A 16,213-nucleotide genomic window follows, 5' to 3' on the forward strand; every position below is an offset into this window, starting at 1 on the left:
ATTTTTCAAAGCATATCTTTACATTATTATTCAATAATACGTGAAAAATTTATCTGTTTCTCTAATAAATATTTATTTTTTTCTTTTATCTTCAATATTTTACGCTCAGATTCCCGGGTTGGTAAATTATAGTGAAGAAGAAGGATTGAATAGTTCGTACACCTACACCTTAAGCCAGGATATGAATGGTTTTATCTGGGTTGGAAGCGATAATGGACTATTCCGGTTTGACGGAAAAGAATTCAAGCAGTACAATAAAAAGAACGGTTTGAAAAATATTGAAGTACTATCTAGTCACCAATTATCCAATGGTGAAATTTTCATTGTCTCTTTTTTAAATGATTTTGCTTATTTGAAAGACGGCATAATTGTTAATTCCGATGTAAACAAAGAACTTAAAAAAATACATTTCGAACATAATCCCAGTGTTTATATTCACCAGGATGCAATCTATATGTATGCAACCGGCGATCCTAAGAATATTTATATGTACAGAAACGGGAAGGTACATACAATTCCGATATCCATTAGCAACAGCAGATCACCTGACATGTATACCTTTTCCTTTGACCTTTCTAACCACCTGCTTTACTTCTCTGATAAAAATATAAAAAAGAATATTGAAGCGTATGATATAATTACAAAAAAGAAAACATCCTGTAATATTTCATTAGAGAAATACACAATGGTATACAGGAAAGATGATTATTATATTTTTAAAAACAAAGGAAAAATTGATATTTATAAGCTATACAATAAGTTTACCTTTAAAAAAATTCAGACTTATTTCACTAATGAGAAAATTCAGCATGTACTGGTAGACAATAATTACGGTATTTGGCTATGTCTGGAAGATGGCGGTGTACTGCACTTCAAACAAACCTTACTGGACAACCGGAAGCTTTCTGACCCGATCAAATTTCTGGACAAGTATGTCATCAACAGTATTCTGGTAGATCGTGATAATAATATCTGGTTTTCTACCCAAAACAACGGAATTTATTTTATAACCGAAAGATTCCTTAAAAGCTATATGCATTTGCCGATCAAAAATAATTCGTCTTATATTACGGCTATAGCCAAAAATGACAGTGGTGTTTTTTTAGGATATAATGAAGCAAAAAGTGGCATATACAATGCCAATATTATAAAGGATATCACTTTTGAAGAAAACAGAAAAATAGAGCATAAAGCAATATTTTCAGAAGGAAACACGGTGATCTTTGGCTTAAGCAGGAGTATTATACAATACAACACAACGACTCATCAAAAGTATATTTTAAATTCTGGAGATTATAATCCGAAAAATGTCCTGCCCTATACCAGGGGATCTGCATTAATCTGCTCAAGCGCGGGTCTGGCTGCTTATAATTACAGTACTCATCGATATTCCCCAATATTGCAGCAGGAAAGAATATATACAGCCCTGCTCTATGATAGCGACAGCCTTTTTGCAGGAAGTTTTAAAGACCTGTACAAACTGGACGTAAAAACAAAAAAGAAAACCTTATTCCTGGAAGGCTATTATTTTACAGACATTAAAAAATTAAAACATAATGTATATGTAGGAGCTACCAATTTGAATGGAATTATTCTTTTCAGCAATAACAAAGTCCTCAAAACAATAGCACAAAGCAATGGTCTTCTGACCAGCCAGATCAAAAAAATAGAGGTAGAAAATGAAAATGTGTTCTGGGCAAGTACCAATTCGGGAGTAAGCAGAATTGAAATCCGGGGAACAGATCTAAAAATAAATAACTTCACACAAACTGACGGTTTGCCTTCCAACGTTGTGGCGGGATGTGTAATCAAAGGAGATACGCTCTTTGCCGGAACTTCAAAAGGCTTGGGAATACTTTCGATCAGAGATTTATTATCGCAACAAAAATTCATTAACAAAAGGGTTATCATTAACTCTGTTACCATCGGCAATCGGGAATTTTTCAATGTAAAACAAAAACTTACCGGCCAGACTCCAAATAACAACATCATATTTAACCTGAGCTTCCCGGACTATGCCTCGCAGGGGAAAATAAGTTATAAATATAAAATTGAAGGCCTGAATAATCATTGGGAAACCAGCAGTTCTCCAAAGATCATACTGAATGCTATTCCTCCGGGAGTGTATACCTTTAAAGTATTCGGGATAGGCTATAACGGAAAGCAATCATATGCTTCTTCGGATGTTAGTTTTGAAATTGAACCCAAGTTCTGGCAAACTTGGTGGTTTAAGTTCTTAATGATCATTCTGGGAGCTTCTGTACTATGTATTTTAATTACTTTGTATTTTCAGAAGAAAAGAAATAAGAAACTGGAAACTCTTTATTATGAAAAGAAGATTGCAGAGCTGGAACTGCAGGCCATAAAAGCACAGATCAATCCTCATTTCATCTACAACTGTCTCAATTCTATACAATTTTTATTATATAAAAAAGATTATGCAGAAACAGAAAATTATCTGGATGTTTTTTCGCAGATGATCAGAAAAACATTGCATTATTCTGAAAAAACATTTATGCCTATACAGGAAGAAATAGAATACCTGTCTCTTTATCTGAATATGGAGAAACTCCGTTTAAAAGAGCAATTCGATTATTCAATACATGTATCCGAAACGGTGGATAAAAGCTGGACCATTCCTTCTTTACTGATACAACCTTTTGTCGAAAATGCAATAAAACATGGTATTTCAAAATTATCAGACCGAAAGGGAGAAATAGATATCCGGTTTGATTATATGGATACATCACTGTGTATAAGTATTGAGGATAACGGAAACGGAATAAACAACAAAGATCAAACAAGTATAAAATCCGGTTCTTTTGGGGTAAAATTATCTCAAAAAAGAATTGAAACATTTAAACAACTTTTTGAGACTAATATAACTTTAGTTATCAACAACCTTTCTGAAGAAAAAGAAAAACAAGGAACACAAATTAAACTTTATATTACTCCTTATGAAAACCAAAATACAAGCCTGCATCATTGATGATGAACAAGACGGTAGGGATTATATTGCTCTCTTATTGCAAAACGAGTTTCCGGAAATTGAGATTGTATTTCAGGCAACAAGTATAGAGGAAGCTTATATTTATCTTTCCAAGAACTCACCGGGTATCCTTTTTCTGGATATCCAGCTCAAGGATGGGACAGCTTTCGATCTGTTATCAAAATTCAAATTACTGGATTCTCAGATTATTTTTATTACTGCATTTGAAAATTTTGCAATCCAGGCGATTAAAAATGGTGCTGCAGACTATCTTTTGAAACCCATCAAAAAAATAGATTTTATCATTGCTGTTAATAAGACCTTAGAAAATATTAAAAAAAACAAGATAATCCCTGCAGGTTCTTCGAAGAAAAATAAAATTAGCCTTCCGACTCTGCAAGGTTTTAAATTAACAGATATCGGTGATATCATACGATGTGAGGCAGATTCCAGCTATACTACATTCTACCTTACAGACAAAACCAAAATTATCGTTTCCAAAACACTCCATGAATTTGAAGAACTCCTTACAGATTATAATTTTTTCAGAATACATCATAAACATCTCATTAATCTTAGCCATCTTAAAGAATACATCAAAGGAAAGGGAGGTCAGGTGATTATGACGGACAACTCTGTGCTGGATGTTTCAGTTCGTAAAAAAAATGATTTTTTATCCAACATAGAACAAATGGATTAAAAGGAAGGATTCAGAAATATCAAAAAAAATAACGATTATTATTACACCATAACCTCAATTATAAGAGACTTACAGACATTTACTAAGAAAATCTGTACACTTATCAACTGGCATTACCGCCTGTTTCAATATCATAATACCTTTATAAAAGCCAAATACACAAATTTTAATCTTAAAGTTTTTTATTGATTTTTGATGCATAAAATCAATACTGTATTATGATAAATACGTACATTTTTACCATCTGCATGTTCCTGGGGAGCCTGCTCATTAAAGCTCAGGCACCTTGTTCAGATTTTAACTCCACTACCTTTCCGTCCGGAAACTGGGTTCCTGCTCCTTTTCCTAATGGCAATGTAACTGTTTCAAGCGGTAGTCCCAATACTCTGGATGGCTCACAGTTCCTCAAACTGGTTGATGACTCCGGCGGTTCACTGCTTATCAATACTATAGATTTTAAAAATCTGGGACAACGGTTTCAGGGACAATGTTTATTTTTTGATTTCTATCTTGAAAATGACGGAACTTTTAACGGATCTCCTCCTATACATCCATCGATTCACATCATGTCCGGTAGTAAAATAATTACTTTTGTTGCTAATATTACCGTAACAGAAGGAAGCGGATGGGTCCGGGTACGCGCTCCTATTGCCAACTGTACAGGCTCAGTTCTTCCTTCCAATTCCGAAGGGACATGGACAATGGATCCCAGTAGTGGTACAACCTGTACGGATTTCAATACTATCATCAATAATTCAACCGCAGTAATGATCACTCCTGATTATACCGCCAACCCTGTTGAAAGAGTATGGTATGATAATATCTGTGTAAAACCATGTGCTGACTGTGACCCGAATTTCAAGCTGGAAACATCGTTTAGTTCTACAAGCAATACTGCAACAGCCAAAGTACTTTTAGACAGCTATAATCCTCCTAATAACTATTCTGTAGACTGGGGAGACGGTACACCACTTACTGATCATATGACCGCACATACCTATAACACACCCGGTTCATATACAGTCTGTGTTATTCAATCTGACAGCAGGGGATTAAAAAAATGCAGCACTTGTATTACATTCTGCTATTCAAGAAGAGTTATTTTAAAAGAGACCAGCAACATGGGACTCAATCAACTTCCAGACCTGGAAGCTATTTCTAAAGAAGAAATTCAGGCTAACAAACAAAGAGAAATTTCTTTGGTTCCCAATCCCGCGAAAAACTATGTAGATGTGCAAACTTTTTTTTTAAAGAAGGAAACGGCAACGGTAAGGATTATTGACAGCTCAGGAAAAACGGTATTCGAAAAATCTGAAAGTCTGGATAGCGGTCGCCCGAGGATCAGATTAAATACTGAAAATCTCATTGAGGGAACTTATATCGTTGAACTGAAATCGAACGGTAAAACAAATTCTCAAAAGCTGTTAATCTCAAAGTAACTGAATTTAGAGTTAAAATAAAGTTTTGCATTTAATTCTTTTGAATATACAGTTACCAACAAAACAGTTACACTTACAAATTACCATTTGATTTTGAACAGCAATCTATCTAATCTTGTTACAACATTGTAAATAAAGTTCGTCAGCTTAAGAAGTTATGAAGACAATAACTTTATCAGCAATGAAACAAGGGTAAAAACAATAAAATGAATCAAAATGAAACTAGAAAGTTTAAAATCTAAGAAATTCAAAAAGCTGGAAAGTCATCAAATGACTGAAATCAAAGGGGGCTTAACTCAAAGAACCGGGGCGGGTTCTCTTATAGGCCTGCCGGGAGGCGGAACAAGAACGGCAAGTTCTGATACACTCACGTGGGGAGATAACGGTGAAGGGCTACAATTTGTAAGTTTTGTAGACGCTAAAACCGGATTGGAAATATCTTATCCTATGTAAAACAGACTATAAAAAAGAGGTACAATTAAAATCTAAACAACATGAAACTAGAAAGCTTACAATCAAAAAAATTCAAAGAATTAAACAACGACCGTATGGCTAAAATAAGAGCCGGTGTGAATGTGGGGACAAATGCGGGAGCATTTATGAACGGTGGCGTTCCGGATCTTTCAACCCATGATATCAATGTGTATAACGACAGAGGAGTCTTACTCACTCAAATATTCTATGCTACGGATGGCAGTAAACATGTCATATCCGTGTAAAAAAAAACGCTGAACAACTACTTCATGGCGGTAAGACAGAAGTATAAACCAAATCAAAAAATCATGAAAAAATTAGAAAGTTTAAAGTCTTTGAAATTCAAAGAAATAAGCGCAAGTCAGATGAGTATCTTCAAAGGAGGAGCCATTATTTCAACTACGGGGTCCTATTCACCAGATCACGGAAAATCATGGATACGATGCCCCGACAGGGAAGACACTGTTCTTAAATGCAGAGAATATCTTATTAATGATGTATGGTATGGTGGTACTTATTAATCATCAGCTATTATAATTATCACAGTAATATTTAAGTTATTGCGGGATGCGATAAGTATCCCGCATTTTTGTATACAGGTGATTACATGACCTATTCATTTTACTAAGCAAAATAATTATATGTACTTCATTCAAAGCAATAAAGATGACCATTCAACCAATGATGTACTGGATTGGCTTTTCTATCTGGAAAAAGAATCTATTATTAATCGATTCAATAATGAAACATCAATTCGCGCAATCAGCTTTAGTATCTCTAATGCTGAAGGTCTTTCTACTAAAATATCTACCGATAAGGGAGCATTAGACGCAAAAGAGATAAAGCACTTCTGGTATCGGCGAGGAGGCTTTAACTGGAATACTTCTTTTACATTTCCTTCTGAAGATATTACATTAAAGAACCTGGTTTTTAAAATTCAGAATAATTTTCAAAATGAAAATGAAAAGATGACCGATGTTCTCTATTCATCCTTTGAAAAAAACAAAAGAATCAACAATTTCCGGGAAAATTTCACCAATAAAATCCACAATCTTTCAGAGGCTCATTATGCAGGATTAAAAATTCCGGAAACATTAATCACCAATAATATGGATGAGCTGGTAGAATTCTCTTCCAGATATGATTCAATCATCACAAAAGATATTGAGTTTAATACATTTCACTTTACTTACCAAGAGAATCAGGAAGTATATATCCATCAGCCGGTTGTAAAGCTTTCAAAAAAAGAAATTCAGGATCAGAGCTCAAAGACTGCAGAAAGAGAGTTTCAACACTTTTCTATGTATCAGCAATACACCGAGAAAAAGTATGAACTGAGGATTTTTTATCTGAGAGGCAGGTTTTATACAATGGCCATCTTCTCGCAAGCTAATGAGAAAACAAAAACAGACTTTAGAAATTATGATACAGAGAGACCCAACCGATGTATTCCTTATCAGCTTCCTCAAGACATAGAAGAAAAGCTAAATCTATTCATGCAGAATATCAACCTTAATTGTGGTTCCATAGATATGATTTATACTCCGGAAAAAGAGTATGTTTTTCTGGAAGTCAACCCTATCGGTCAATTTCAATGGTTATCCAAATCTTGCAACTATGATATTGAACGACAAATCGCCATGAATCTGTTAAATGAAAAAACATGAAAGAAGAACAACAAAAAATAAAAAAGGAAATACAAACCTGGATAGAGAAAAATCAACACCAACTCTCTCCCAATGCCAACAGCTGGCAGGTTGATGTATTTGAAAAACCAGAAAAGACAGATCCAACGAAGCCTATAAACATTGGCAGGTATAACGCTGAGCTCACACAAACAGATCCTTTTTATAAACCATATTCTAAAATGCATTTATTATAGCTATGAACCCATTATTACTTCTGTATAGCCACTGTGTCATCGTAAAAGGAGCTTCCCGTTCAGTAATCTGTGATCTTCAGAGAAGGAAAATTCATCCTGTCCCTGATTCTTTTGTATCCTTATTTACAGAGGATAGATATTGTAATGTTTCAGAAATACACTCGCAACTGGATGATGAAGGAAAAGAAGTTCTTAACGAATACCTGGAATTTATGGAAGAGCATGAATTAGCATTTTATTGTTCCTTCGAAGAATTGCCCCTATTCCCAAAAATGGCTGAAGAGTGGCTCTTTCCGGCTCATATTTCTCATTGTATATTAGATGCTGAGCAGGATTTATTCTATTTTGATAAAGGTTTCTTACAACAGCTTGAAAACTTATGCTGTAATTTTATCCAATTTCGTTTTTTCAAAGAGGTGTCCTTCACAGAATTGTATCGAATAATGGAACTCGTAGCTTCTTCACAAATAAAGTCAGTGGAAATCATCCTGCCTTACACGGAAGAAGACAATTTTTATCAAAATATAGAATTATTGGTCAGAAAATATAGAAAAATAAGCAGTCTTACCATCACCGGAGCCTCGTCAACAAAAATTCACAAGGAAGGTAACTATGGGATGGGATTTATTCTTCAAACGGATCAGCTGATTGACAGCGAACTTCACTGTGGTGTTATTCACAACAGTTTATTCTCCATCAATATCCCCACCTATACTGAATCCTTACAATTCAATTCTTGTCTTCACCGAAAAATCGGGATTGATAAAACGGGGAATATTAAAAATTGTCCCAGTATGAAAGAAAGTTACGGCAATATCACAAGTACTCCTTTGCAGGAAGCCGTTTATCATCCTGAATTCAAAAAATACTGGACCCTTCATAAAGAGGAGATTACAAAGTGTAAAGACTGTGAATTTCGTCATGTATGCACAGATTGTCGTGCCTATCTGGATGATCCTGAAAATATATATTCAGCACCCCTCAAATGTGGCTACGATCCTTATACCTGTTCATGGGAAGAATGGAGCACCAACCCTTTAAAACAAGAGGCAATATACCATTATAAAATGAAGGAATTCATTGCTGTATAAAAACAAATATTTCCACTCTCAAAAGTTTTTCTCTTTACTCATAAAACAATTCCAAACAGTCAGAACCGGCAACCCCGGGCAACTTAAAAGCTTTTCGTATTTATCACGCAACCGTTTCAAATATTTCATTAAATTCGATATTTACAAAATTGCTTTTATGATACAACTTCCTTTATCCAAACTTTCCAATGTGGGAACCACCATTTTCAGTCAAATGACCCAACTGGCCAATGAAAATGAAGCCATCAATCTTTCACAGGGATTCCCAGATTTTATGCCCGATCCGGAACTATTAAACCAGGTTGATTATTTCATTAAAAAAGGGTTCAATCAATACGCTCCATTAGGGGGAATGATTGGTTTAAAGGAAGAAATTGCAAGAAAAATCGAGAACAGCCATCAGGCCATCTATCATCCGGATACTGAAATAACGATAACCGCAGGAGGTACTCAGGCAATATTCACCACTATTGCAGCTTTTATCAAAAAAGAAGATGAGGTCATTATTTTTGAACCTGCTTATGATTGCTATGAACCTACTGTAGAGCTTTTCGGGGGTATTGTTAAACGATTTGAAATGAAAGCTCCGGATTATGAAATCGACTGGAATGCTGTAAAAAAACTGGTTAGTGAAAAAACCAGAATGATTATTCTGAACAATCCCAACAATCCTTCAGGAAAGATTTTAAAGGAGAATGACATTCAGGAACTTATTGATCTGGTAAAAGGAACTTCTATTCTCATCCTTAGTGACGAAGTATATGAAAATATTGTTTTTGACGAAAAGAAACATTTAAGTATTTGTAAATATCCGGAGCTTAAAGAAAGAAGCCTTCTGGTGGCGTCTTTTGGAAAACTTTTCCATGTTACAGGCTGGAAAGTCGGATATTGTGCTGCCCCTAAAAATTTGACTGACGAATTCAGGAAAGTTCATCAGTTCAATGTTTTTTGTGTAAACACCCCCATTCAGCTGGCTTTGGCAGAATACATGAAGAATGATGAACATTACAGTCATCTTAACCAGTTTTTCCAGGAAAAAAGAGATTTTTTAAGAAAAGGACTTTCCGGAACCTCTTTTGAATTGCTGGATTGTGAAGGCACTTACTTCCAGGCGATGAAATACAACAAAATTTCAGATAAAAATGACCTTGATTTTGCCACTGAACTTACCATCAATCATAAAGTAGCCACTGTTCCTTTTTCTTCATTCTACAAAAACAAATTGAATGAAAATGTAATCAGATTATGTTTTGCAAAAAAACAGGAAACATTGGAGAGAGCAATTGAAAACCTGTCGAATATTTAATCTTAGAAAAAAATATTTTATTATAAAGAACCATCCTTCCGGGTGGTTCTTTTGTATATCATTAGTATCTCTACTGATTTCTGATGGATTTCAATTATTTTACTTATTTTAGTGTAAATCAAACCTATAAAAACAAAACCATGGACAAAAAACTTTTATCTAAAGGCAAAAAGCTTAGCAAAAGAGAATTAAAAACAATTGCAGGAGGATTGCTCAACTGTATGCAACCGGGAACTCCTTGTGAAGGACCGCTTTGCGATCCACCTATCGTTTCTGATGATCCGAGAGATTACTGCACAATCTTTTCTCCACGTTGTGCACAAATAGTGTGCAGACCTTAATTTCTTTAACTATTAACCATTAAAAACAAAAATATGAGTAATCAGAATGTAAACAAAGGAAAAAAATTAACTAAATCTGAATTAAAGACAATCCACGGAGGTCTTGGAACTTATCCATGCGCTCCTGACGGGTACTGTAAGTTTATAGGACCGGGCTGCAGAGAAGAGAAATGTCAGCTACCCATACCTGTAGAACCCATTGACCCTGACTTTCCTGTTATAATTCCTTAATCCGGAAGCTTATCATTATAAAAAGAACCAACTTTATCAGGTTGGTTCTTTTATTCTATTTAAAAAATTCTGAGATTCAGATTCTTCCTGTTCTTAAAGAAACATTCCTCCTGAAGCTTCAATTCTTTGCCCGTTGATCCATCCTGCATCTTCAGTACATAAAAATGCTACTACTCCACCAATATCATCAGGAAGCCCTACTCTACCTAGCGCTGTAGCACCGGCAACCACTGCATTAATCTCCTTATTATCCCTTACTCTTCCTCCTCCGAAATCAGTTTCAATAGCTCCGGGAGCAACAACATTTGCTCTGATCTGTCTTGATCCCAACTCTTTAGCCATATACTTCGTTAGCATTTCTACTCCGGCTTTGATTGATCCGTACACAGATGATCCCGGCGTTGCAAATCTGGCCAATCCTGAGGAGATATTAATGATGCCACCTCCATTATTGATGAACGGTAAAAATTTTTGAGTTAAAAAGAACACTCCTTTGAAATGGATATCTACCACATCATCAAGCTGCTCTTCCGTCACTTCATTAATCGGTGAATATAAGGCTGTTCCCGCGTTATTGATCAGGTAGTCAATGTGAGTACTTCCTGTATTTTCCTGTAAATGATCTGTTACTTCTTTGATAAATGCATCAAAGCTTTTAAGGTCTTTGGTATCCAACTGAAAAGCAACCGCTTTTCTTCCCATTCCTTTTATTTCGTTGACTACCGCTTCAGCTTCATCTTTGTTACTTCTGTATGTAATAATAACATCCAATCCTTTTTGAGCAATTTTAAGTGCGGAATTTTTTCCTAATCCACGACTTCCTCCTGTTATTAATGCAATTTTTGTTCTTGTTTCCATTTGTCTTATTATTTTGATGATACAAAGTTGGGAGATTTTCGAAATAAAATGTTTGCTTGAATCAATCTGATATTTGCAAAATTCAAATTATGTACGAAATTCTAATGGAGTAAATGAAGTCTTTCTTTTGAAGAAGTTTGAAAAGTGAGCAATTTCTTCGAAACCTAAAGCATATGAAATTTCAGAAACATTCCATTTTGTTTGTTTTAAAAGTATTTTAGCTTCCTGAATAACACGGTCAGCAATCAATTCTGTAGTTGTTTTTTCAGTATTTTCTTTCAATTTTTTGTTGAGATAGTTTACATGTACCGCTAGTCTTTCTGCATAGTCTTTTGCTGTTTTCAATTGCAGTCTCTGATCCGGTGACTCGATGGGAAACTGTCTTTCCAGAAGCTCTATAAACAAAGATACAATTCTCATTGAAGCATCATTTGAAGTTGATATTTTGGTTGCAGGTTGTAGCTTTTGACCATAATGAATCAGTTCCAGAACATAGTTTCTTATCAAATCATATTTAAAAATATAATCAGAATCAATTTCTTTCTTGATCTTCGTAAAAAGGATCTCAATCTCATCGGCCAGCTCATCATTAATTTCAAATACAGGCACGCCTCCGGGTTGAAAAATCGGAAGATCTTCAAGATTATTGAAAGAGGTACCTTTAAAAAGGAAATCTTCTGTAAATACACAAAAACTTCCCGACTGATGGGGATCTTCGGGCACCCAATGATAAGGTACTCTGGGAGTGGCAAACAATAGAGCATTTCCTTTTATTGAAATTGTCTTGTCGGCATATTCTGCCCTGTTATTTCCTCTGATCAGGCTTATTTTATAATATTTCCTTCTGTTGTAAGGCATTTCAGAGGTCATCTTTACCTTCTCAATCGTTTGAGCGATATCAAACACATTAAAATGACCGATATCTTTGTGAAGACCTTTTGGAAAAATACTTTCGAGGTCTTTACCTAGTTTGGCAGCCATTTCTGTATAAAAGTCTTCCAGTGAAGTATGAGCTGTTTTTTCCATTGCAGAATATTTGTAAAATTCAAATATACAAACTAATTGAAACTCATTTGATTTTTATATTTTTAAATTATATGGGTAAGCCACACTTCACTTTTATCAAAGATTTTTTGCAGATATTCCAAACTCTTTTTTGAAGGCAAAAGAGAAATGTGAGAAATCTTCAAAGCCCAGATCAAGATAGATATCTACAGGTCTTTGTTTTTTCTCTTCAATCAGAAAACGGGCTTCCTGTAAACGTCTTTTTACCAACCACCGATTAGGTGTTTCATTAAAAATCTTTTTAAAATCTCTTTTAAACGCCGATAAACTTCGCCCGGTAAGAAAGGCCAGCCGCTCTACATTCACATTGAACTTATAATTTTTTTGCATAAACTGCTCAAGGTCCAAACGTCCGGGAATTCCAAAATCAAATAGTACATCTGATAATTCCGGATGTAATTGTAAGAGAATAAGCAAAAGTTCTTCTCTTTTTATATCGGAAAAGGCATCGTTTATATTCCCCGAATCATTATAGTAAGGCTCTAATGAAAGTAAAAAATGGTCAATCAGCTTATCTTTTTTTATGGAGATAAATGCATCTTTTGAATAAAAATTCTGAAAAGACAAGCTATGTTTTTTCTGGAAGTCTTTTAAGAACTGTTCATCAAATATGAAAATCACTTTTTCAAATTCGTTGTTATCTTTTTGTTTATTGTAACGGGCCAGCCGGTTTTTCCGAACAATGCAGCTCTCCCCCGGTTTAAGTTTGTAGTGCTTATTCCCATCATAGCCATTCATTATTCCTTTTGCCAGAAATAAGAAAAAGTGCTCTGATATAAATTGTTCAGGAGAAACAGCAGGGCCCACAAAACAGGATTTTATTTCCGTAATCTTCATTGTTTACTACTTTATGTTTTTCCACCATTGATTAAATGATTGGGTATGATCATCCAGTCTCACTATTTCACCAATCATTGGGGTAGCTAAACGATAGTCTTTTGATTGAGATAAGGTATAAATTCTGTTCAGAGGTTCATTCCATGGATGCCTTGCCAACGTAAACTTGGAATGATGCACAGGCAGGAGATTTTTGGCTTTTAATTCTGTAGTTGCCAAAGCTACTTCTTCAGGCAGTTCGTGTACTGATTGCCACGCTTCGTTATATTGTCCACATTCCATAATCGCCCAGTCCACAGGGGGATATTTTGCAGCGATTTTCTTAAAACGATCACTATACCCTCCATCTCCGCTGTAGTAGATATTCATGGAAGGAGACTGAATAAAAAAAGACAACCACAATGCCTGGGAATCGGTAAATCCTCTACCTCCGGCATGATGTGTATTTTCTGCATAAATCGCAAAACCCGGTCGTACTTCCAGTTTATCTCCCCAATCTTTTTCTATGATCTGCTGTGGTTGGTAGCCCCATTTTTCATAATGTGCTCCTGCTCCTAAACCGCAGATGACAAATTTTACTTTAGCCTGTAATGCCTTTACAGTTTCATAATCCAGATGATCATAATGGTCATGAGAAAGCAACATATAATCAATCTCAGGCATATCTGCAACGGTATAGATATCACTCCCTTTATAAGCCTTCACACCCCAGGGCAAAGGAGATGCTTTACCACTGAAAACAGGATCCACTAAAATTTTCACCCCATCTAATTGCAAAAAGAAAGAGGAATGCCCAAACCACACTATCACATTATGATCGGGAGGAATAGATTTGAGATTTGTTTTTACTGAGGGTAAAACATCTACGGGCTCGGTATTCGGATAGGTTTCAACCAGAGATTTCCATATTTCGGTTATAAAATTATGTCCCGGGGAAATAACAGGTTTTTCTTCAAGGTTTCTGAATTTTCCATTCTTGTAGTGAACTGACTGTTTGACCAACTCCAATCTTTTACCTTCCGGCAGTGCTCCAAACTGCGGCTGTTTCGTATAAAAATAGCCAATAATGACCATTATTAAGATCAGTGAAAGTAATACAACAAATGTTTTTTTAATAACCTTTAAAAATCTTTTCATCGGGCAGCTTTTTTTATGTCCTCAACTTCCAAGACAGGAGTCTTATATCCGGTTTTTGCACAATGAATCATCGCTAAGCCAACTTCTTCCATCTTACAAATCCAACCGGGAAAAAGAAAGTACCATACGGGTGAGAGGACATCAAAAATACGGTAAATAAAGCGAACATTCTTTTGGCCTTTCACAGGTCTCATAAACCCAGGACGGAAGTTATATACTGCTTTAAAAGGAAGCCTTAACAAAGCATTTTCTGTTCGTCCTTTTACTCTTGCCCACATTACCTTTCCCTTTTCGGTGCTATCGGTACGATTTCCTGAGACATAGATGAAAGTCATGGCAGAATTTATTTGACACATTATTTCTGCAAAAGATACTACAAAATTGTAAGTCTTTCTTGTAAAACTTTCTTCGGTTTCTCCTACAGAACTCACCCCCGCACAGAAAAAACACGCATCATATCCCATTAGCTCTGCATTATCATTCTTAATTTCAGAAAAATCCTTTATAATAAGTTCTTTCAGCTTAGGGTGTCTATGCCCTGATGATTTTCTGCTCACCGTCAGTACTTCTGTGATTTCGGGATTTTTCAGGCAGACCTGCAAAACACCTTCGCCTACCAGTCCGGTTGCGCCTGTAATAATAACTTTCATTTTAAATCTGATTAAATTTGATTAAACTTTTGGCAGCAGCCACTATCGCCTCCTCTGCACTTCCCGGATTCCAGTTTAATACCGTTTTTGCTTTTTCATTACTTGCTCTTTTTACAAGTCCTAAATGGGGAACGATCATTTTTATTTTTGGATTAAAAACTGCTAATATTCTTATCATCCAGTTGGGCAGTTCTTTTGCAGGTGTTTTACCAGCGATATGCCCCAGGTTTTTTCTCAGAATTTTTGCTACGTCCAGCATTGATAAAGCTTCTCCGGAAACAGCGATAAGACGTTGTCCATTTGCCTCAGGCATTGTCAAAGCTCTGAAGTGAAGATCTGCAACATCCCGAACATCCACATAGCCGGTTACCAGTTTAGGACAACCTTTCATCTCTCCGTTTAACATCTGCTTTATAATCTGAATGGAATGGGCATAATCACTTGATAAAACAGGTCCCATCACCGTTGTTGGATTAACGACTGATAACTCCATACCATCTCCTTCAGTCCGGATAAATTCCCAGGCTGCTTTTTCAGAAATGGTTTTGGATCGCTGATAAGGAAAAACAGTATCATTAAGTACTGTCCAGTCTTCTTCTGTATAGGGAGTGTCTTTAAGGGTTCCATAACTTACCGCTCCAAAAGCAGAAGTTAACACAACTCTTTTCACCCCCTCCTTTTTGGCAGCCCGTAGCACAAAAAGAACGCCATTCCTGGCCGGAATAACAAAGTCATCTTCTGTTTTTGCTTCAGTATGTGGGGTTGGCGAAGCGGTATGAATAACATACTGACAACCTTCAACTGCTTTTTCCCAGCTTGCTTCATTTTGTAAATCGGCCTCGGCAAAAGATAAATCTTCAAAAGTCTTTATTCCTCCTTCTTTCAGCATTTGCTTTACCAATTCTGCTTTTTTAAGAGAGCGAAGTGTAGCTCTCACTTTATATCCGTTATTCAATAAAGTAATCATACAGTAACAGGCTATAAAACCTGAACCTCCAGTTACCAAAACGGTTTCTTTTTTTTCCATTTTATTGATGTATTGATAAAGCAAATTTCTTTATTAAAATACAAATAAAATTTGTTGAAAAGTCCATTTTTATGTGTTGAGAAGTTCAGTCTATTGATAGGACTTAATTTAGGTTATAATTATACATTTATTCATATTTGATTAAAATTATTCTTATTTTTTCCACAAAATGTGATATACGTTCAA

The 16,213-nt window shown here is 35.5% G+C and carries 18 protein-coding genes; 12 read left to right on the top strand and 6 right to left on the bottom strand.

The features are described from left to right. Positions 1-118: 118 nt before the first annotated feature. From C1631_RS04300 to C1631_RS04355, 12 genes are all read left to right on the top strand, one after another. Entirely contained in the window at positions 119-2,989 is a 2,871-nt protein-coding gene (locus tag C1631_RS04300; protein ID WP_123966586.1) for a sensor histidine kinase, read from the top strand. Further along, positions 2,958-3,689, top strand: coding sequence for a LytR/AlgR family response regulator transcription factor (locus C1631_RS04305; protein ID WP_109710671.1), 732 nt, complete (start codon positions 2,958-2,960; stop codon positions 3,687-3,689). Before C1631_RS04300 ends, C1631_RS04305 begins: the two co-directional genes overlap by 32 nt. Before the next feature lie 218 nt (positions 3,690-3,907). Beyond that, positions 3,908-5,128 (top strand): T9SS type A sorting domain-containing protein, encoded by a 1,221-nt coding sequence (locus C1631_RS04310; protein WP_109710673.1) that lies wholly within the window; start codon positions 3,908-3,910, stop codon positions 5,126-5,128. A 216-nt stretch (positions 5,129-5,344) separates the two neighbouring features. Beyond that, positions 5,345-5,581 carry a hypothetical protein gene (locus C1631_RS04315; RefSeq protein WP_103249447.1) on the top strand — a complete coding sequence of 79 codons (237 nt, stop codon included), beginning with the start codon at positions 5,345-5,347 and terminating at the stop codon, positions 5,579-5,581. Between the two features lie 41 nt (positions 5,582-5,622). Then, positions 5,623-5,847 carry a hypothetical protein gene (locus tag C1631_RS04320; RefSeq protein WP_103249448.1) on the top strand — a complete coding sequence of 75 codons (225 nt, stop codon included), beginning with the start codon at positions 5,623-5,625 and terminating at the stop codon, positions 5,845-5,847. 63 nt (positions 5,848-5,910) lie between these two features. Next, positions 5,911-6,123, top strand: coding sequence for a hypothetical protein (locus C1631_RS04325; RefSeq protein WP_123966588.1), 213 nt, complete (start codon positions 5,911-5,913; stop codon positions 6,121-6,123). A 120-nt stretch (positions 6,124-6,243) separates the two neighbouring features. Further along, the gene (gwsG, locus tag C1631_RS04330; RefSeq protein WP_109710677.1) at positions 6,244-7,269 is read left to right on the top strand and encodes a grasp-with-spasm system ATP-grasp peptide maturase; all 1,026 of its coding nucleotides are present in this window, start codon (positions 6,244-6,246) and stop codon (positions 7,267-7,269) included. Next, positions 7,266-7,484, top strand: a complete 219-nt coding sequence (locus tag C1631_RS04335; RefSeq protein ID WP_103249452.1) for a hypothetical protein — start codon at positions 7,266-7,268, stop codon at positions 7,482-7,484. The genes gwsG and C1631_RS04335 overlap by 4 nt, the downstream gene beginning before the upstream one ends. Positions 7,485-7,486: 2 nt before the next feature. Then, positions 7,487-8,575: a grasp-with-spasm system SPASM domain peptide maturase gene (gene gwsS, locus C1631_RS04340; RefSeq protein WP_109710679.1), complete on the top strand. Its 1,089-nt coding sequence runs from the start codon at positions 7,487-7,489 to the stop codon at positions 8,573-8,575. Positions 8,576-8,732: 157 nt separating this feature from the next. Beyond that, positions 8,733-9,881, top strand: a complete 1,149-nt coding sequence (locus C1631_RS04345; RefSeq protein ID WP_109711459.1) for a methionine aminotransferase — start codon at positions 8,733-8,735, stop codon at positions 9,879-9,881. Between the two features lie 140 nt (positions 9,882-10,021). Continuing rightward, a complete protein-coding gene (locus C1631_RS04350; protein ID WP_123966590.1) occupies positions 10,022-10,222 on the top strand; it encodes a hypothetical protein in 201 nt (66 codons plus the stop codon). 33 nt (positions 10,223-10,255) lie between these two features. Further along, a complete protein-coding gene (locus C1631_RS04355) occupies positions 10,256-10,453 on the top strand; it encodes a hypothetical protein (protein ID WP_109710683.1) in 198 nt (65 codons plus the stop codon). A 93-nt stretch (positions 10,454-10,546) separates the two neighbouring features. On the opposite strand, the gene C1631_RS04360 is transcribed toward C1631_RS04355, so the two are convergent. The 6 genes from C1631_RS04360 to C1631_RS04385 form a co-directional block, all read right to left on the bottom strand. Next, positions 10,547-11,311 (bottom strand): SDR family NAD(P)-dependent oxidoreductase, encoded by a 765-nt coding sequence (locus C1631_RS04360; RefSeq protein ID WP_109710685.1) that lies wholly within the window; start codon positions 11,309-11,311, stop codon positions 10,547-10,549. An 87-nt stretch (positions 11,312-11,398) separates the two neighbouring features. Beyond that, positions 11,399-12,337 (bottom strand): helix-turn-helix domain-containing protein, encoded by a 939-nt coding sequence (locus C1631_RS04365; protein WP_109710687.1) that lies wholly within the window; start codon positions 12,335-12,337, stop codon positions 11,399-11,401. 96 nt (positions 12,338-12,433) lie between these two features. After that, entirely contained in the window at positions 12,434-13,213 is a 780-nt protein-coding gene (locus C1631_RS04370; RefSeq protein ID WP_109710689.1) for a helix-turn-helix domain-containing protein, read from the bottom strand. 6 nt (positions 13,214-13,219) lie between these two features. Then, complete coding sequence (locus tag C1631_RS04375) at positions 13,220-14,350, bottom strand: MBL fold metallo-hydrolase (protein WP_109710691.1); 1,131 nt, start codon at positions 14,348-14,350, stop codon at positions 13,220-13,222. Continuing rightward, on the bottom strand, positions 14,347-15,000 hold the full coding sequence (locus tag C1631_RS04380) for an NAD-dependent epimerase/dehydratase family protein (RefSeq protein ID WP_109710692.1): 654 nt from the start codon (positions 14,998-15,000) through the stop codon (positions 14,347-14,349). The genes C1631_RS04375 and C1631_RS04380 overlap by 4 nt, the downstream gene beginning before the upstream one ends. 1 nt (position 15,001) lies before the next feature. Next, entirely contained in the window at positions 15,002-16,027 is a 1,026-nt protein-coding gene (locus C1631_RS04385) for an SDR family oxidoreductase (protein WP_109710694.1), read from the bottom strand. Between the last annotated feature and the right edge of the window lie 186 nt (positions 16,028-16,213).

The sequence above is a fragment of the Chryseobacterium phosphatilyticum genome (assembly GCF_002899825.2).
In the GTDB taxonomy this organism is placed as follows: Bacteria; Bacteroidota; Bacteroidia; order Flavobacteriales; family Weeksellaceae; genus Chryseobacterium; species Chryseobacterium phosphatilyticum.